This window comes from Romboutsia ilealis (assembly GCF_900015215.1).
GTDB classification, from domain to species: Bacteria; Bacillota; Clostridia; order Peptostreptococcales; family Peptostreptococcaceae; genus Romboutsia; species Romboutsia ilealis.
On sequence record NZ_LN555523.1, the window covers coordinates 319,824 to 339,152 of the forward strand.

At 27.5% G+C, this 19,329-nt stretch carries 15 protein-coding genes; 13 read left to right on the forward strand and 2 right to left on the reverse strand.

The window, feature by feature from the left end; all coding sequences use genetic code 11:
* Positions 1-8: 8 nt before the first annotated feature.
* From CRIB_RS01460 to CRIB_RS01505, 10 genes are all read left to right on the forward strand, one after another.
* Complete coding sequence (locus CRIB_RS01460) at positions 9-176, forward strand: hypothetical protein (RefSeq protein WP_180702794.1); 168 nt, start codon at positions 9-11, stop codon at positions 174-176.
* 137 nt (positions 177-313) lie between these two features.
* On the forward strand, positions 314-1,885 hold the full coding sequence (locus CRIB_RS01465; RefSeq protein ID WP_180702795.1) for a nitrite/sulfite reductase: 1,572 nt from the start codon (positions 314-316) through the stop codon (positions 1,883-1,885).
* Between the two features lie 251 nt (positions 1,886-2,136).
* The gene (locus tag CRIB_RS01470; protein ID WP_180702796.1) at positions 2,137-2,559 is read left to right on the forward strand and encodes an NfeD family protein; all 423 of its coding nucleotides are present in this window, start codon (positions 2,137-2,139) and stop codon (positions 2,557-2,559) included.
* Between the two features lie 15 nt (positions 2,560-2,574).
* A complete protein-coding gene (locus CRIB_RS01475) occupies positions 2,575-3,504 on the forward strand; it encodes an SPFH domain-containing protein (protein WP_180702797.1) in 930 nt (309 codons plus the stop codon).
* Positions 3,505-3,796: 292 nt separating this feature from the next.
* A complete protein-coding gene (gene glgB, locus CRIB_RS01480; protein ID WP_180702798.1) occupies positions 3,797-5,809 on the forward strand; it encodes a 1,4-alpha-glucan branching protein GlgB in 2,013 nt (670 codons plus the stop codon).
* 34 nt (positions 5,810-5,843) lie between these two features.
* Positions 5,844-6,995 carry a glucose-1-phosphate adenylyltransferase gene (locus CRIB_RS01485; RefSeq protein WP_180702799.1) on the forward strand — a complete coding sequence of 384 codons (1,152 nt, stop codon included), beginning with the start codon at positions 5,844-5,846 and terminating at the stop codon, positions 6,993-6,995.
* 2 nt (positions 6,996-6,997) lie between these two features.
* A complete protein-coding gene (glgD, locus tag CRIB_RS01490) occupies positions 6,998-8,125 on the forward strand; it encodes a glucose-1-phosphate adenylyltransferase subunit GlgD (protein WP_180702800.1) in 1,128 nt (375 codons plus the stop codon).
* Between the two features lie 15 nt (positions 8,126-8,140).
* Positions 8,141-9,592, forward strand: a complete 1,452-nt coding sequence (gene glgA / locus CRIB_RS01495; protein ID WP_180702801.1) for a glycogen synthase GlgA — start codon at positions 8,141-8,143, stop codon at positions 9,590-9,592.
* A gap of 55 nt (positions 9,593-9,647) precedes the next feature.
* Positions 9,648-12,032 carry a glycogen/starch/alpha-glucan phosphorylase gene (locus tag CRIB_RS01500; protein WP_243633590.1) on the forward strand — a complete coding sequence of 795 codons (2,385 nt, stop codon included), beginning with the start codon at positions 9,648-9,650 and terminating at the stop codon, positions 12,030-12,032.
* The gene (locus tag CRIB_RS01505) at positions 12,025-13,887 is read left to right on the forward strand and encodes a glycoside hydrolase family 13 protein (protein ID WP_180702803.1); all 1,863 of its coding nucleotides are present in this window, start codon (positions 12,025-12,027) and stop codon (positions 13,885-13,887) included. The genes CRIB_RS01500 and CRIB_RS01505 overlap by 8 nt, the downstream gene beginning before the upstream one ends.
* 263 nt (positions 13,888-14,150) lie before the next feature.
* On the opposite strand, the gene CRIB_RS01510 is transcribed toward CRIB_RS01505, so the two are convergent.
* A complete protein-coding gene (locus CRIB_RS01510; protein ID WP_180702804.1) occupies positions 14,151-14,720 on the reverse strand; it encodes a hypothetical protein in 570 nt (189 codons plus the stop codon).
* Positions 14,721-14,876: 156 nt separating this feature from the next.
* Positions 14,877-15,923, reverse strand: a complete 1,047-nt coding sequence (locus CRIB_RS01515) for an IS1595 family transposase (RefSeq protein WP_180702805.1) — start codon at positions 15,921-15,923, stop codon at positions 14,877-14,879.
* A 191-nt stretch (positions 15,924-16,114) separates the two neighbouring features.
* On the opposite strand from CRIB_RS01515, the gene CRIB_RS01520 reads away from it, so the two are divergent.
* The 3 genes from CRIB_RS01520 to CRIB_RS01530 all read left to right on the forward strand — a co-directional run bounded on the left by CRIB_RS01520 (position 16,115) and on the right by CRIB_RS01530 (position 19,328).
* The gene (locus CRIB_RS01520) at positions 16,115-16,546 is read left to right on the forward strand and encodes a single-stranded DNA-binding protein (RefSeq protein ID WP_180702806.1); all 432 of its coding nucleotides are present in this window, start codon (positions 16,115-16,117) and stop codon (positions 16,544-16,546) included.
* Between the two features lie 222 nt (positions 16,547-16,768).
* On the forward strand, positions 16,769-18,031 hold the full coding sequence (locus CRIB_RS01525; RefSeq protein ID WP_180702807.1) for a dicarboxylate/amino acid:cation symporter: 1,263 nt from the start codon (positions 16,769-16,771) through the stop codon (positions 18,029-18,031).
* 196 nt (positions 18,032-18,227) lie between these two features.
* Positions 18,228-19,328, forward strand: a complete 1,101-nt coding sequence (locus tag CRIB_RS01530; protein WP_180702808.1) for a YkvI family membrane protein — start codon at positions 18,228-18,230, stop codon at positions 19,326-19,328.
* The last annotated feature ends 1 nt before the right edge of the window (position 19,329 follow it).

The window sequence follows — 19,329 nt, forward strand, 5'->3', positions numbered from 1 at the left end:
GATTTTTTATGAGAAGATTTATATATTTTGTTGTATTGATGATATCTATAACTCCAGTATTAACCCATATATTGGAGAAAAATTATATAGTAGCTATAGTGTATGGGATTTTCTTTATATTTATTTTACATCCATTTATAAAGAAATTCATGGCTAAAAGCAATTATTATGGATAAGTATATAATTATTAAAACTATTAATGATAATGATATATATCGTAAATGGTTAAAATTGTAAAAAAATATCATCTTAAAAATATCATGTGATATAATTTAATATATATTAATTTTGTTGGATGGGAGATATAGTAATTATGAATAATTTAAAAGAAGTTTTTATTAACGAAATACCAGCGTTTAGGGAATTAGGACATAAATTTTTAAACAAAGAAGTTTCAACAGGAGATTTCAAGTCAGCGTCTGGTGGTATGGGTGTCTATGCTCAACGTGGGGGGCTAGATTTTATGATAAGATTTAGAATTCCATCAGGAATAATGAATATGAATGAATTTAAAAAGGTATATGAATTAGCAAAAAAACAAAATTTAGATAAAGTTCATTTAACAACTAGACAAGCTATACAGCTACATAGCATATCTATAGATGCTGTTTGTGACACAATGGAAGAAGCGATAAAAAATGACATATTTACACGCGGAGGCGGAGGAAATTTTCCAAGAAATGTATCAATATCTCCATTAGCAGGCGTAGATGTAGAAGAAGCATTTGATGTAACTCCATATGCATTAGAAGTAAATAATCATTTTATGAGTAAAATAACTACATATAAATTACCAAGAAAGTTAAAAGTATCGTTCTCTAGTAGTGAAAAGGATTATGGAAATAGTACTATAGCAGATTTAGGTTTCTTAGCTATAAAAAAAGATAATAAGGAATATTTTAAAGTTTATATAGGTGGAGGACTTGGAAAAAATCCAGAAAAATCAGTAGAGTTTGACTCATTAATAAATCCTAATGAAATATTATATCATGTAGAAGCTATAACAAATTTATTTATAGCGGAAGGTGATTATACAAATAGAAATAAGGCTCGTACAAGATACATAGTTGATAGAATGGGAGAAGAAGCTTTCTTAAATTGTTATAAAGAACATCTTAATAAGGTCTTTGAAAGTGAAAGTTTAGATGTAAATATAGAATATAAAGAATATAAAAAACAAGGGATAAAAACTACTGTAAAGCACAATAGGTTAATACCGCAAAAGCAAGAAGGTCTTTATAGTGTATACTTCCATCCTATATGTGGTCAGCTATCTATGACTAATTATAAATTATTAATAGATAAATTAGATGAATTAGAAGATATAGAAATCAGACTATCTATGAATGAAGGTATGTACATAAGAAACCTAAATGGAGAAGAAGCTGTTGAATTAATAAAGCTTACTCAAAACTTAGGTGGAGAAACTAAATTAGAGCAAAGTGTAGCATGCATAGGGGCTAATATATGCCAAATAGGTATAGCTGATAGTCAAGGAATGCTACAAGATATACTAGAATACTTTAAAGAAAAGAATTTTACAGCTGATGTACTTCCTAAAATAAGAATATCAGGATGTACAAATTCTTGTGGAACGCATCAGATTGGAATACTAGGATTTGCAGGAAAGAAAAAAAGAGTAAATAATGTGGTTACAGAAGCATTTGAACTTTATATAGGTGGAGCAAAGGGAAAAGACAAAACAAAATTAGGATCTTCTATAGGAGATATAACTAGAGAAAATGTACCAAAATTCTTATATGAATTAGCTAAATCAATAGAAGAGTCTAAGTTAAATTACGAAGAATATATATTAGAAAATAATGAAGAGTTAAATAATATAATAGACAAGTATTTAGTTGAAGAAAGAGTAGTTAAAGCTTAAGTCTATTTATATATTAAGAGTCCTTTAAATAGTAAGGACTCTTTTTTATATTAAATTATTTAAGTATGTATGCTCTAATAATAATTTTAATTAAAAAAATATACCTAAATAATAGCTAATCTAATGTGGATATAGGTTTAAAATGGAAAATTACGAATTAAGTAAAGAATACATAGATTCTATAATAAAATTAAATATATTATAATATATTTAAGTATATAGAAAAACATATTTGGAGAGGAAGGGAGACAATGAAGTTAATCTGGCTAGTTGTAGCTATTTTATTTGCAGTAGCAGAGCTTATGACAACTACATTAACATTAATTTGGTTTAGTATAGGTGCAGTAATATTAATATTTTTAAGCAGTATAATAGATAGCGTTTTGATTCAAATAGCAATATTTGCAATAATTTCTACGTTGATGTTAATTATAGCCACTCAAAAATTTATAAAACAGGATAAAAATTATAAATATGATACTAATTTACAAGCGATTATTAATAAAAAAGGCATAGTAAAAGAAACTATATATCCGAATCAAGTTGGGATTGTAATTATTGAGGGAGAAAGTTGGAGCGCAATATCATATAATAATGAGAAGATAGATAAAGGGTCAATGGTAGAAATATTGAAAATAGAAGGTGTTAAAGTAGTAGTAAAAAAAATTGACTAATGGGGAGAATGGTATATGGATTTTATATTTAGTTTAGTGTTACCGATAGTAATAGTAGCAGTAATTGTTATAATAGGATTATCTTGTGTAAAGGTAGTTAAGCAGTCTAAAGTTGGGATAATTATGAGGCTAGGAAAGTTTCGTAAGGTAGCAGATACAGGTGTGCATTTTTTAGTTCCATTTTTAGATAATATGAGTTATATTATAGATTTAAGAGAGAAGGTAGTAGATTTTCCTCCACAACCAGTGATAACTAAGGATAACGTAACAATGCAAATTGACACTGTTGTTTATTATAGAATAACAGATCCAGTAAGATACACATTTGAAATAGCTAATCCTATAACAGCTATTGAAAATTTAACAGCAACAACGCTTAGAAATATAATTGGTGAATTGGATTTAGATGAAACTTTGACATCTAGAGATATAATAAATACAAAAATGAGAGTTATACTAGATGAAGCAACTGATAAATGGGGTATAAAAGTTAATCGAGTAGAACTAAAAAATATTATGCCACCTCATGATATACAAGTTACTATGGAAAAACAAATGAGAGCAGAAAGAGAAAGAAGAGAATCAATACTTCAAGCAGAGGGAAATAAGGCAGCAGCAATACTTCAGGCAGAAGGTGAGAAACAATCAGCTATACTTAGAGCAGAAGGTGAAGCTGAATCAATAAAGAAAATCGCTACGGCAAAAGGTCAAGGTGAAGCTGAAATTATTACAAATGTTCAAAAAGCAACTGCACAAGGTTTAAGAGAAGTATTTTTAGCTATGAAAGAATCTGAGGTAGATGATAATATTATAGCACTTAAATCAATAGAGGCATTAGAAAAAGTAGCAAACGGAAATGCAACAAAACTTGTTCTTCCATCTGATACAGTAAAATTTTTAGGAACATTTAAGGGTATAAAGGAAGTTTTAAGTGATGATAAATAAATAATTTAAAATAAAAAATAACCTTTTATATTTATCATATATAGAAGGTTATTTTTTATTTAATAGAGTAAATTAAAAAAATAAATTAAATATAAATTTATTAAAAGTTAAGATAAAAATATAAAAATATGCAGGAAAAAGATTTCAAATGCAGCAATTTGTAAAAAAATATACTAAAACATATTTAATTGTCTGAATTTTTATAACGGTTAATTATAAAATATAGTATTTTTTATTATATAATTAAGTAACGAATAGTAAAATTAGATGTTCAGGGGGGGAATTTTCATAGATGGCATATAAGAAGATACCGGAGTATGAAGATATTATTAATATAGATAATATAGAAAAGTTTAAACGCGGGGAATTGTATGATAGTTATAATTTTTTAGGAAGTCATAAATCTAGATATCAAGGTAAGATAGGAATATGTTTTAATGTATGGGCACCAAATGCAAAAAATGTATATCTAGTTGGAGACTTTAATGATTGGAACAAAGAAGCTTATCCTATGGAAAATATAGAGGGAAGTGGAATATGGACTATATTTTTAAATAATGCAAAACAAGGACAAGCATATAAGTACAATGTAATCGGATGTGACGGAGTTAGTAGAATGAAAGCCGACCCTTATGGGGTATTTTCAGAAAAAAGACCAAATACAGCTTCAATAATATATACAAATGATAACTATAAATGGAATGATAGAAAATGGCAAAGAGAAAAACAAAAAATTGTTCATGATGAAAATCCAATGAATATATATGAAGTTCATTTAGGTTCTTGGAAAAGAAAATGGGACGGCGAATTTTTTTCATATGAAGAATTATATGAAATGATAGAATATGTAAAAGATATGGGATATACACATATAGAATTAATGCCTATAACTGAACATCCATTAGATGAATCTTGGGGATATCAAACTATAGGATACTATAGTAGTACAAGTAGGTATGGAACACCTACAGAGTTTAAGGCATTTATAGATAAATGTCATGAAAATGGTATTGGAGTAATATTAGATTTTGCATATAGTCATTTTTGTAAAGATGCTCATGGGCTATATAAATTTGATGGATCTGCACAATTTGAATATTCAGATCCTTTAAAGGCTGAAAATCTAGGATGGGGAACTGCTCACTTTGATTTAGGTAAACCAGAGGTTAATAGTTTTTTAATTTCTAATGTACTTTATTGGTTTAATGAATATCATATAGATGGAATAAGGGTAGATGCAGTCTCTAGTATGCTTTATTTAGATTATGATATTGGAGAATGGAGACCTAATAAATACGGTGGAAGAGAAAATTTAGAAGCAATAGATTTTATAAAAAAATTAAATAAAATTATTTATACTACAGTTAGTAATCCAATTATAATAGCCGAAGAATCAACAGCGTGGCCTATGGTGACTGGGCCAACTTATTCAGGTGCTCTTGGATTTACATATAAATGGAATATGGGATGGATGAATGATACATTGAAATATATGGAGATGGACCCTATATACAGAAAATACCATCATGAATTAATTACATTCTCTTTCATGTATGCATTCTCAGAGAACTTTATCTTGCCACTGTCACATGATGAAGTTGTTCATGGTAAAAAATCATTATTAGATAAAATGCCAGGAGATCCTTGGCAGAAATTTGCTTCATTAAGAACGTTATATGCATATTATATGATACACCCAGGGAAAAAATTATTGTTTATGGGATCAGAATTTGGGCAAGGACTAGAATGGAGATATGCATACGGACTAGAATGGGAACTACTAGAAAGAGAACCTCATATGAAAATGAAAGATTATGTAAAAGACTTAAATCATTTATATAAAAATGAAAAAGCTCTCTATGAAATGAATAATACGTATGAAGGATTTGATTTTATAGATCCACATAATAGTGAACAAAGTATAGTAACTTTAATGCGAAAGGGAAAAAATGAAAGAGATTTTATAATAGCTGTTATAAACTTTACTCCTGTAGTCAGATATAATTATAAAATAGGAGTACCATACGAAGGGGTTTATGAAGAAGTATTTAATACTGATGATGAAAAATATTGGGGATCAAATCAGACAATGAAAAATTCAGAATTAACATCATATCCAGAGAAATGGCATAATAAAGATAATCATATAAGAATAAAAGTACCGCCTTTAGGAGCTGTATTTATAAAAGGAAAGGAATTAAAAATAGACACTATACAAATAGATTCTAATAGTAAAGTATCGATAGGTGGTAAGGATAAAAAAGTCAATAAAGTAAATTCTAAAACTAAAACTCAGAAATTATAAATTAGAGATGGATAAATATTAAGGGGGATAAGTAATGAAAAAAGATATGCTAGCTATGATTTTAGCAGGGGGCCAAGGATCAAGATTAGGAGTTTTTACAAAAAGAATTGCTAAACCAGCAGTTTCATTTGGAGGAAAATACAGAATAATAGATTTTGTTTTAAGTAACTGCTCTAATTCAGGAATAGATACAGTAGGAGTTTTAACACAATATAGACCATTAATATTAAATTCACATATAGGGACAGGAAGTCATTGGGATTTAGATAGAATAAATGGTGGAGTACATATATTACAGCCATATATGAATGAAAAAGAAGGAAATTGGTATAGAGGTACTGCACATGCAATACATCAAAATATGGATTTTATAGATAGTTATAATCCAGAGTATGTACTGATATTATCAGGAGATCATATATACAAAATGGATTATAGTAAGATGTTAGATCATCACAAAAAGAAAGGATCAAAAGCTACAATTGCAGTAATAGAAGTTCCTTGGGATGAGGCATCTAGATTTGGGATAATGAATACTAATGAAGATTCATCAATATATGAATTTGAAGAAAAGCCAGCTAATCCAAAAAGTAATCTAGCATCTATGGGTGTATATATATTTGATTGGAAAATGCTAAAAGGATATTTTGAAGAAGTAGATAATAATGGTGCAAATTATGATGATTTTGGTAAAAATTTAATACCTAAGATGTTAGAAGATCAAATACCAATGTTTGCATATCCATTTAAAGGTTATTGGAGAGATGTAGGTACTATAGAAAGTTTATGGGAAGCTAATATGGATATTATAAAATCTAATGATGAAATAGATTTAAATAGTTCTAAATGGAGAATATATACAAATACAATGTCAATGCCACCTCAATACATAGGTAAAGATTCTGATATACAGAAATCATTAGTAGCAGATGGATGTAAGGTATTGGGAAAAGTAGAACACTCTGTTTTATCTCATGGAGTATCAGTAGGTAGTGAGAGTATAATAAAAGATTCTGTAATAATGCCTAATGTAAAGATAGGTAAAAATGTAATAATAGAGAAGGCTATGATAGGTGAAGGTGCAATAATAGAAGATAATACTATAATAAAAGAGCAAGAAGGTATAAATGTTATATCTGAGTACGAAGTAGTAAAAGCTCAACTTGAATTAGAAGGGGGATTTTAATCATGAGAAGTGAATGTGTAGGAATAATAAATTTAGATAATAAAAATGATTTAACTATGAATCAACTTACAAATGTAAGACCAATAGGATCTCTTCCTATTGCAGGTAGATATAGAGTTATAGATTTTTCACTTTCAAACATGGTGAATTCAGGTATAACTAATGTAGGAATATTTGCGAAAGAAAAGTATAGATCATTAACAGACCATATAGGAAGTGGAAAGGATTGGGATTTAAGTAGAAAAACAGGAGGATTATTTATATTCAGTCCTGAGAACACAAAAGATAGAAGTAAATATCCATATAGAAGTGGAGATATTTATAATATATTAGCTAATATAGATTATATAGAAAGATGCGAAGAAGAATATGTATTAATAGTACCAAGCTATATGGTAGGAAATATAGATTATACAAAAATGATAGAGTATCATAAAGAATCAGATAATGATATAACTATGCTTTATAAAAATATAGATAATGCGGATGTGGATTTCTATGAAACATCAACATTGAATATAGATGGAGATAGAGTAATTAATATAGGAACGAATATAGGTACTTCAAAAAATGCTAATGTATCTATGGAAACTTATATAATGAATCGTAATGAGTTTATAAAATCTATATATAAGTGCGTAAGTGAAGGTAGACATTCATACATAGAAGATTTTATAGCAGAATCTATTAATAAATTAAAGATTGGTGCATATGAATATAAAGGATATCTTAAGTGTATAAATTCAATAAAATCATATTATTCAATGAAGGACGAATTATTACAAGAAGATATAGCTAATGAATTATTATATTCTGATAGAAAAATATTAACTAAAGAACAAAATCAATCTCCTACTATATATTCAGAGAGTGCAAATGTAGAGAATTCGTTCATAGCTACTGGATGCATAATAGAAGGTACTGTAAAAAATAGTATTATCTTTAGAAAAGTTCATATAAAAGAAGGTGCAGTAATAGAAAATTCAGTTATAATGCAAAACTGTACAATAGAAAAAGATGCACAGTTACAAAATGTTATATTTGATAAAAATGTATACATATCAGAAGGAAAAGAGTTAAAAGGAGATATAGAATATCCAGTAGTTATTGAAAAAAATACAGCTATTTAAAGGGGGAATATATTAGTGAAGGTTCTTTATGCTACTGCAGAATGCTGGCCATTTGCAAAAACTGGGGGATTAGGCGATGTATCTTATGCATTGCCTAAGTCATTAAAAAAAGAAGGTATAGATGTTAGGGTAATACTACCAAAGTATTCAACTATGCCAAATTACTTAAAAGAGCAACTAAAAGAAGTTGCAGTATTTAGTGTAGATGTTGGTTGGAGAAAACAGTATTGTGGTCTTTTAGAAATGGATTTAAATGGAGTGAAATTTTATTTTATAGATAATGAATATTATTTTAAAAGAGACGGAGAAATAGCATATCTATATGGATTTGGAGACGATGCAGAAAGGTATACATTCTTTAGTAATGCAGTTCTTGAAGCTATGTCTATATTAAACTTCTATCCAGATATAGTTCATTTAAATGATTGGCACACTGGTATGATCCCATTGATATTAAAGGAGAAATATAGCCACTCAAAAAAATATAGAAATATAAAAACTGTTTATACGATTCATAACCTACAATATCAAGGAGTATTTAGTGATTCTATAATAGAGGATATATTAGACATACCAAGAGATTATTATAACAATGGAGATATAGAATATTATGGTGGCGTAAGTTTTATGAAGTCTGGAATTGTATTTAGTGATAAAGTAATAGCTGTTAGTCCAACTTATTCAAATGAAATACAAACAGAATTTTATGGAGAAGGATTAGATGGCCTTCTTAAATCAAAATCTTATAAATTAAAAGGGATTTTAAATGGAATAGATTATGATTTAAATAATCCATTAACAGATGGAGATATATTTGTAAACTATGATATAAATAGTATAGACAAAAAAATAGAAAATAAACTTAAATTGCAAGAAATTTTAGGATTAGATATTAATCCAGATATACCGCTAATAGGAATTGTATCAAGATTAGTGTCACAAAAAGGATTTGATTTAATATCATATATGATGCCTGAAATAATAAGAGAAAATTTACAAGTAGTTATTTTAGGAACAGGGGAACATCAGTATCAATCAATGTTTAATTATTATGACTCTAATTTCCCAAATAAAGTTTCTGCAAGAATAACTTTTGATAGTGCTTTTGCGCAACAAATATATGCAGGAAGTGATATGTTCTTAATGCCATCATTATTTGAACCATGTGGGATAGGCCAAATGTTGGCTATGAGATATGGAACTCTTCCGATAGTTAGAGAAACTGGTGGTCTTAAAGATACAGTTATACCATATAATAAGTACACAGGAGAAGGTAATGGATTTAGTTTTAAAAATTATAATGCACATGAAATGCTTTATTGCATTAGAAGAGCTGTAAAACTATACGATGATAAAGAGAATTGGATGGGATTAGTTAATAATGCAATGAATACAGATAGTAGTTGGAAAAAATCAGCTACAGAATATATAAAAGTTTACGAGGAAATAGTTAACCAAAAGGGGTGATTAGATATTGGCTAAAATAAATAAAAACAAATTTAAACAAAGTTTTGAAACTAAAATGTATAGTTTGTATGCTCAATCCATAAATGATGCTACAGATGAGCAATTATTAAATGTTTTATGTAGTGTTATAAAAGATATAATATCTAAAAAATGGGTAGATAACAAACTAGATTCTCAAAAAGAAGTATATTATTTTAGTATAGAGTTTTTATTAGGTAGACAATTAAAATCTAATTTACTAAATTTAGGAATAGAAAATGTAGTAAGAGAAAGCTTGAAAGAGCTTAATATAGATTTAGATAATTTAATAAATGCCGAGTCAGATCCAGCGCTAGGAAATGGTGGATTAGGTAGATTGGCAGCTTGTTTTTTAGACTCGATGGCATCTTTAAATATAAGTGGTCATGGATATGGTATCAGATATAAACATGGTTTATTTGAACAAAAATTTATAAACGGTTATCAGGTTGAAGTACCTGATAACTGGTTAACTCAAGGTGGATATGTTTGGGAGACGGTAAGACCAAATAAAGCTATAGTAGTTAAGTTTGAAGGAAATGTGAATTTAATAGATAAAAATGGAAGACTTGAAGTTAACCATACTGATTATTTACCAATAATGGCTATGCCGTATGATATACCTATAATAGGGTATGGTAATAACTCTATAAATACACTTAGATTATTTAAGAGTGAAGTTTTAAGTAGAGATTTTGGTCCATTAACTGTAAATGCTAGAAATTCATATGGAAGCTATGAAGATGCATTAAAATATAAATACTATGCAGAGGAAATTTCGCAAGTTTTATACCCGAATGATTCTAATTATGCAGGTAGATTATTAAGATTAAAGCAAGAGTACTTCTTCGTAAGTGCAGGTATACAAGATATAATAAGAAAGTATAAGAAAAAGAAACTAGATATAAAAAAATTAAATGAAAAAGTTGCTATACACATAAACGATACTCATCCTACTCTTTGTATTCCTGAATTAATGAGAATATTATTAGATGAGGAAGGGCTATCATGGGATGAAGCTTGGGATATAACTATAAATACTATATCTTATACAAATCATACAATAATGACAGAGGCTATGGAAAGATGGCCAAAAGAAATGGTCAAAAGATTACTTCCGAGAATTTACATGATTATAGAAGAAATTAATAAGCGATATGTGAATGAATTAGAAGAACGTAAATATGATCATGAAAAAATATATCGAATGAGTATTATTGATAATAATGATATAAAAATGGCTAATTTATCTATAGTAGGTAGCCATAGTGTAAATGGTGTTGCAAAACTTCATACAGAGTTACTTAAAAAGGAAGTCCTAAAAGACTTTTATGAGCATGAACCAGAAAAATTTAATAATAAAACTAATGGTATAGCTCATAGAAGATGGTTAATAAGTGCTAACAGTGAACTTAGTGATCTTATTACAGGATTAATATCTGAAGATTGGAAAACAGATACAAATAAACTTAAAGAACTAGAAATATATAGAAATAATAAAGATGTATTAGAAAAAATAGGTGAAATTAAATATAGCAATAAAGAGAGATTAGCTAAATTTATAAAAGAAAAGTATGATATAGATGTTAATCCAAATTCAATATTTGATGTACAAGTAAAAAGATTACATGCATATAAAAGACAATTATTAAATGCACTTCATATATTACATTTATACCATGAATTGTTAGAAAATCCTAACTTTGATATGGAACCAAGAACATTTATATTTGGGGCTAAAGCAGCACCTGGATATTATTTAGCAAAATGTATAATAAAATTCATAAATTCTTTAGCAGATAAAATCAACAATGATCCACGAATAGATAATAAAATAAAAGTAGTATTCATAGAAAATTATGGAGTATCAATAGCAGAGCTTATAATACCTGCAGCTGATGTAAGTGAACAAATATCAACGACAACTAAAGAGGCATCAGGAACAGGTAATATGAAGTTTATGATGAATGGAGCTATAACTTTAGCTACATTAGATGGTGCCAATATAGAAATATTTGATCAAGTAGGTAAAGATAATATAGTTATATTTGGTCTGAGTGCAAATGAAGTATTAAATTACAATAAATTTGGAGGATACTCAGCTTTAGATTTATATAATTCTAATAGAAATATAAAAAGAGTTGTAGATGATCTAATAAATGGATTTATACCAAATATGGAAAAAGAAGGTAGAGAAATATACGATTCTTTAATAACTTATAATGATGAATATTTTGTTCTTAGAGATATAGAGAATTATATAGAAGCTCAAGAAAAGATAGATAAGCTGTATAAAAATAAAGATAAGTGGAATGAAATGGCCTTAATAAATATAGCTAATTCAGGTGTATTCTCAAGTGATAGAACTATAGCAGAATATGCACATGACATTTGGTTTAAAGGGTGTGAGGGAAATGAGTAATATAATAAACTATAGTTCTTGGGAAAATAAGACTCCATTTGGAGCCATAAAAATAAACCAAGACATAAGAATATCAGTAGAGGCAGATGAAAGCTATAATTTAAAAAATATAAAGTGGATTATATTAAAAGATGATAATAAAGTTGGAGAAGTAGATTTAGTAAGAGAAAGTAAAAAATATTATCAAGGCGAATTTAATAAATTTAATGAAACTGGATTATATTTTTATTACTTTGAAGTAGAAGTAGATATAAATGGAAATAATAGAAAGTTATTTTATGGAAAGAATTATAACGACGGGAATGTTTGTGAATATTCATATGAAAACTTAAATAAATATCAGATAACAGTTCATGAAGATTTTAAAATTCCATTATGGTATAAAGAAGGCATAATGTATAATATATTCGTTGATAGATTTAATAACGGAAATAGAAATAAAAAGCCGAGTAATCCAAAAGAAAATAGTTTTATATATGCAAATTGGTCTGATACACCTATGTATATAAGAGATAAAAATGATGATATAATAAGATGGGATTTCTATGGAGGAAATCTCAAAGGTATAATAGAAAAGCTTCCATATTTAAGTAAGATGGGTGTTAGCATAATATACTTAAATCCAATATTTGAATCTCCAAGTAATCATAAGTATAATACTGGAGATTATAAAAAAATAGACCCAATGTTTGGAGATGAAGAAATACTAAAAGAATTAATAGAGAAAGCTAATACAAAGGGAATAAATATAATACTAGATGGTGTATTTAGTCATACTGGAGCGGATAGCAAATACTTTAATAAGTTTGGGAATTATGATGAAGTAGGTGCATACCAATCAAAGGATTCTAAATATAGCTCATGGTATACTTTTAACGAGTTTCCAGATGATTATAAATGTTGGTGGGGCGTTAAGGATTTACCCAATGTGAACGAACTTAATAAGAGTTATATGAATTATATTATATATGAAGAAGATAGTGTTATAAATAAATGGACTTCTATGGGAATTAAAGGCTGGAGATTAGATGTAGCAGATGAATTACCAACTGAGTTTATAAAGGAATTTAGAAAAGAGTTGAAAAAAAATGATTCTGAATCTATATTAATAGGTGAAGTATGGGAAGATGCGTCTAATAAGATAAGTTATAACGAAAGAAGAAGTTATCTTGTTGGAAATCAATTAGATTCAGTAATGGGATATCCATTTAGAGACAATATAGTTTCATTTTTGAAAGGAAATATAACTTCAAAAGAATTAAATAATAAATTTATGACTATAAAAGAAAATTATCCAAAAGAATCATTTAAAGCTAATTTAAATTTGATTAGCTCACATGATGTACCTAGAATAAAGACAGAATTAAATTATGATGAAGCTATGGTAAAATTAGCTGTAGCTACTCAAATGACTTTTGAAGGAGTGCCATATATTTATTATGGTGATGAAGCTGGTCTTTGTGGAGGTACAGATCCTGACAATAGAAAGACATATCCCTGGAAGAATGAAGATGAGAATATGATAGAGTTTTACAAGCAATCAATAAATACAAGAAAACAATATAATGTATTGATTAATGGAGATACTGAATTTATAGATACAAATGATGATGATGTGTTTGGATATATTAGATTTAATGATAAGTATGAAAAAATGTTAATATTAGTTAATAGAAGTTTAGAAAATAAAAACATATCAATAGATATAAAAGAAAATACATTAGAAATAGTAGATATTAAATATAGTTCTAACAAATATTTAGAATTTATATCTAAGGAATGTGAAGAATTTAATTTACAAATAAGTCCTAAGTCTTTTAATATATTTAATGTAACAAATCATATTGAAGTATAGATATATAAATAAAGAGACAGTTATTTTTAATTTTGGCTATGTTAGCCCTCTTCGTGATAAATATTGCATAAAAAGAACCACACCTTAGATTTTTCAATACATTGAATTCTAAGATGTGGTTGCTTTTATAACTTACTATAAATTATTCGTAATATATTAAAATTGTGCGTTTATTTTAATTTATATAATTAATCAATTGTATGATAAAATAAGTATGGAAATAGCTAAATATATTAGCATTACCACATATACATATATTTTTGTTAGTTAATTTTATGTAGTTTCACATACACTACCAAATCTTTTAGATTATTATTACCTATTTCAAATTCTTTATCAATATTTAAACTTTCGGTGCTATTATTTTCTCCACCAATACTATATAGAGCTATCACAACTTCATCATCTAAATTAAAGTATTTATCTTCCTCTAAAGTTGACAGTGCTATACCTGTATCATAAGCATCTTTTAAAAAGTCTAAAGTACCACTTCCATATTCTGAATCATTTATTATAACTTTAAGATTACAGTCTGTTTTATCTCCATCAGTAACTCCAATTTTTAGTGTACTATTGTTTCTATTGTGTTCTATAGTTGATTTATATAATACATGTTCTTCTTTTAGAGCACCATATTCATATTCTTTAGCAGTAAATTCAATTTCATAATTCCCATCTTCTAAATTATTTATATAGTATTTTTTACCCATTCCAAACATATTGTCAGGACAGTTTCCTATATATAATTTATCTGAATTTTTTGAATTTGAGCAACCAACAATAAATATGATTGAAGTTACTATTAATAATAGCATTGTTATTATTTTTTTCATAATAGATATCCCCCTTTTATTTTCTTTATTTTCTAATCATGCTAGAACAATAGTTCGTATAATATAACAATTGCGAACTTGATTATATTATACAAAATATTCAATTATTTTCCAATTACAAAATGGTTTCATTAATTTGAAGTAAAGTTCCTTATTTTAGGTTAACTCAATGAATCTATTTCTAATAGTTTCTCTAGTTACATATGTATCCTTAGTAGCTACATTCACTAGCATATCTTTAATTCGGTCACCCTTTTTATTCTTCTTACTTAGTTGGAGAAATTTAAACCAAGCCAAATAATTGTTGATATATTTTGTGGATACACCATTAAAAGGCATTAACCATCTCTTAAAACTACTGTGAAGAGCATTTATATGCTGTAAATGATAAACACTATCTATCATTGATTTTCCTCTAGGAACTTGCTTTAATTCTATGTTCAACTTGTCCTTTATTCCTATATATGATTTATGTGAATCTACGCAAAAAGTAGTCTCTTCACATATTTTATTGTCAAAGAAGTTAACTATTTGATTTGTTGTAATTTTACCGTTACAAACAGCACTAATAAGGATATTTCCTTTTCTATCAATTGCTGTCTCTATACAAATCTGCTCTTTTGATATTCCTCTTTTCTTCTTATCATTTTTACCTTTACCTCTTTTTCTAGGGTTTCTAGGCATTACAAATGTAGTACTTTTAGAATGATTGCCTTTAAAAGACTCCTTAATAAAGCATTCATCTACTTCAACTATACCTTCAACCTTATCATTTTTTAATGATAGATTGATTACATCAAGTATCCTATGACGCATGTAAAAAGACGTTTTAACACCTACTCCGACTTCTTCAGCACATTTTCTTATAGAAAGTCCTAATATCATTAATTCACAGTATTTTAACCATTTATCTAAGCCTAATTTTGTATTAGAGAATGGAGACATAGTAAACTCATCAAAACTTGTGCGACAACGTTTACAAATATATCTTTGTCTTCCGTTAGATTTCCCATTTTTATTTACATCTTTACATTGACATTTTGGACATTCGTATCCCTTGGAAAATCTACTTTCTTTAACATTATCTCTAATTTCAAAAGAATTAAATAAAGTACTTAATACTTCTTGTGCTACTGAAATTAACTCTGTAAGTTCATTCTTTTTTAAATCTTTTATCATAGCTTTTATATCTATTTTTGACATAATATTAGGTATCCTTCCTGTAAATTAGTTGAAATATAGTTTATATCTATATTATAGCCTATGTTATATATAATTAATCACGAAGTTAGCTAACATAGCCTTAATTTTAAATAACTGTCTCTTTATTTGTATAAACGCATAGATCTTTGTTTATAATCTTACTGAAAATATATATTAAAAGGCGGTATTATATGAATAATGTAGTTTTAGTAGGTAGGCTAACTAAAGACCCAGAATTAAGATATGTAGGCGAAAAGAATAATGCATTAACTAATTTTTCTTTAGCTGTAGATAGAGGATATAAAAATTTACAAGGTGAAAGCAAAGTTGATTTTATCAATATAGAAATTTGGGGTAAGCAAGCTGAAATTTTTTGCACATATATGGAAAAAGGTAAGATGGTAGGTATAGAGGGCAAAATAATAGCTGATAAGTATAAAAATGAAAATGGAGAAAATAGATATATTACTAGAGTTAGAGCTAACTCTTTTAGATTTTTAGATTCTAAAAATAAAAATATTGCAACAGTAGGAGAGACAGAGGCGAATTATTATAATTCTAATACTTTATTTAATCAAGTTGACAAAGAAAGGGGATTATCTATTGAAGAATTACCTTTTTAGTAAAAAAATATATATTAATGAATTTTAAATAAAACGAATTAAATAAAAATGCGTAATTACATACTAATAAATAAAATAAAGTAAAAACGATAAATAAGTTAATAAAATCAATTAAAATAAACTACAATTGGATATGTAGTTTATTTTTTTATGTACAATAAAAAAGAAATTGTATATAATATAATTAAGCAAATAAAAAAGTTCGTATAGGGGGGAATTATAATGAAAAAGAGTACATTAACAGGTAAAATTTTAATAGGCCTATTTTTAGGATTTATATTTGGAATATCTTTAAAACATATACCATCAAGTTATATAAAAGATACTGTTATTTTAGATGGATTTTTAAAAATACTAGGTAATGGATTTACAGCTGCTATAAAAATGATGGTAGTTCCATTAGTGTTTGTTTCGTTAATTTGTGGAACTGCATCTATGGGAGATGTAAAAAAGTTAGGAAGAATTGGTGGAAAAACGATGTTGTTTTACTTATTAACAACTGCAATAGCTATAATTATAGCACTATTTTTAGGAATAATGCTTAAGCCAGGTGAAGGTTTAGATATGAGTAATATGATGTCAGGGGAAGTCGCAATTGGAGAAGCAAAATCATTAGTGGATATAATATTAAATATAATACCTACGAATCCGATACAATCTTTAGCTAATGGTGAAATGTTACAAGTAATATTCTTTGCATTATTAACAGGAGTTGCTTTAAATATAGTTGGAAAAAATGCAGAACCAATAAAAGTTATATTTGAAAGTGCGAATGAAGTATGTATGAAAATGGTAAATTTAATAATGTTATTTGCACCATATGGTGTATTTGCATTAGTGGCTAATACATTTGCTACAGTTGGAAGTGAAGCTATAATAGCACTTCTAAAGTATATATTAGTAGTGTTATTAGGAATGATTATACATGTTACTATGGTTTATGGTGGGTTATTTAAAATATTTGCAAAACAAAGCATTAAACCTTTTTTAAGTAAATTTGCACGAGTTGCTGCAGTAACATTCTCAACAGCTTCTAGTAATGCATCAGTTCCAGTTAGTTTAGAAATAATGGAGGAGTTAGGAGTAGGGAAAACTACAAGATCATTTACAATTCCAATGGGAGCTACTATTAATATGGACGGAACAGCTATAATGCAAGGTGTTGCAGCATTATTTATAGCTCAGATATATGGTATAGATCTTGGAGTAAATTCTATGATAACTATAGTTCTTACTGCCACATTAGCATCTATCGGAACTGCAGGAGTTCCAGGTGTTGGTATGATAATGCTATCTATGGTTCTTACATCTGTAGGACTTCCCCTAGAAGGAATTGGTTTAATTATGGGTGTTGAAAGAATTATAGATATGTTTAGAACAACTGTAAATGTAATGGGGGATAATATAGTTACATTAATAATTGCCAATAGTGAAAAAGATTTAAACTTAGATGAATATAATAATAAGATAAAAGAAAGAATTTAATATAAAAATGTACTTTAAAATTTAGAGTGTCTACAAGTTGAGGTATATGTATTTTACATATACCTTATTTTTATTATTTAAAAACCATATATTATATTTTACTTTATTTGGAATATAGAGTAAGTAAGAATTTTAGTATTAATATACCGAACAAGCATATATATTTAGAAGAGAGGTGCACTTAGGAGGATAGAGTATGAAAAGTAAAGTTAATATTAAAGAAATTTTAAAATTAGCAGGTACATATATTTCAGTATGCATAGGGTCAGGATTTGCTACAGGACAAGAAATTATGCAATTTTTTTCAGCGCATGGAATGATAAGTATATTATCTAATATTATATGTATGGGGATAATGGCTTATTGTGGAGCGAGTTTACTTGAAATTGGAAATCAGAAAAACTTAAAGTCGAGTAATGATATATTTGAATATCTATGTGTAAAGCATATAGGAAAATTATTTAAAGGCTTTATGCCAATATTTTTCTTTTGTAGTTTTGTGATTATGTTGTCTGGAGCAGGAGCATCGATAAATCAATATTATGGAATAAGTAAAAATATTGGATCGTTGATTTTAGCTATAATAACGTTATGTTCAGTTCTTCTAGGTATAAATAAAGTAATAAGCATATTAGGAAATATAGGTCCGATGATAGCAATAATATCTATAGGTGTTGGAACTGTGACCATATCTAGAAATATAGACTCATTTTGTATAGCTGATGAAATAATAGGAACATTAAACATAACAAAAGCGATAGATAATTGGTGGATGACAGCAATTATCTATAGTGGTCTAAATCTAATAATTGCTACACCATTTTTAGTAGGAGTTGGTGCAACTGCAACAAATAAGACAAATTGTATATGGGGAGGAATTCTAGGAGGCATAGTATTTATGATTGCAGCTATGACTTTAAATATGGGGATAATGTCTGATATACAAAATACATATATAACAGAAATACCTACATTATATATGGCTAAAAATATTGGTCCTATAGTAGGAATGATGTTCTCGTTTATGCTTATTGCAGGAATATACACAACAGCGGTTCCTTTACTTTGGAGTGTATGTGATAGTTTTTCAAAAGAAAAAACATCTAAGTTCACACTTATTGCTTTATTTTGTACGGTTATAGGATTTATAGGGTCAAGGTTACCATTTTCAATGCTTGTTAATATAATATATCCTATGTCAGGGTTATTTGGAGTAATTATAATTATTTCAATTTTTATAAGACACATAATAAACTCTGTACATGGAGTTGTAAAAGTATTTTATGCAAGTAGATAAC

Coding starts and splice junctions, on each gene's coding strand:
- CRIB_RS01510 (WP_180702804.1), bottom strand. CDS start 14,720: ATGAAAAAAATAATAACAATGCTATTATTAATAGTAACTTCAATCATA.
- CRIB_RS01520 (WP_180702806.1), top strand. CDS start 16,115: ATGAATAATGTAGTTTTAGTAGGTAGGCTAACTAAAGACCCAGAATTA.
- CRIB_RS01485 (WP_180702799.1), top strand. CDS start 5,844: ATGAAAAAAGATATGCTAGCTATGATTTTAGCAGGGGGCCAAGGATCA.
- CRIB_RS01500 (WP_243633590.1), top strand. CDS start 9,648: ATGTATAGTTTGTATGCTCAATCCATAAATGATGCTACAGATGAGCAA.
- CRIB_RS01530 (WP_180702808.1), top strand. CDS start 18,228: ATGAAAAGTAAAGTTAATATTAAAGAAATTTTAAAATTAGCAGGTACA.
- CRIB_RS01475 (WP_180702797.1), top strand. CDS start 2,575: ATGGATTTTATATTTAGTTTAGTGTTACCGATAGTAATAGTAGCAGTA.
- glgD (WP_180702800.1), top strand. CDS start 6,998: ATGAGAAGTGAATGTGTAGGAATAATAAATTTAGATAATAAAAATGAT.
- CRIB_RS01505 (WP_180702803.1), top strand. CDS start 12,025: ATGAGTAATATAATAAACTATAGTTCTTGGGAAAATAAGACTCCATTT.
- glgB (WP_180702798.1), top strand. CDS start 3,797: ATGGCATATAAGAAGATACCGGAGTATGAAGATATTATTAATATAGAT.
- CRIB_RS01465 (WP_180702795.1), top strand. CDS start 314: ATGAATAATTTAAAAGAAGTTTTTATTAACGAAATACCAGCGTTTAGG.
- CRIB_RS01460 (WP_180702794.1), top strand. CDS start 9: ATGAGAAGATTTATATATTTTGTTGTATTGATGATATCTATAACTCCA.
- CRIB_RS01470 (WP_180702796.1), top strand. CDS start 2,137: ATGAAGTTAATCTGGCTAGTTGTAGCTATTTTATTTGCAGTAGCAGAG.
- CRIB_RS01525 (WP_180702807.1), top strand. CDS start 16,769: ATGAAAAAGAGTACATTAACAGGTAAAATTTTAATAGGCCTATTTTTA.
- CRIB_RS01515 (WP_180702805.1), bottom strand. CDS start 15,923: ATGTCAAAAATAGATATAAAAGCTATGATAAAAGATTTAAAAAAGAAT.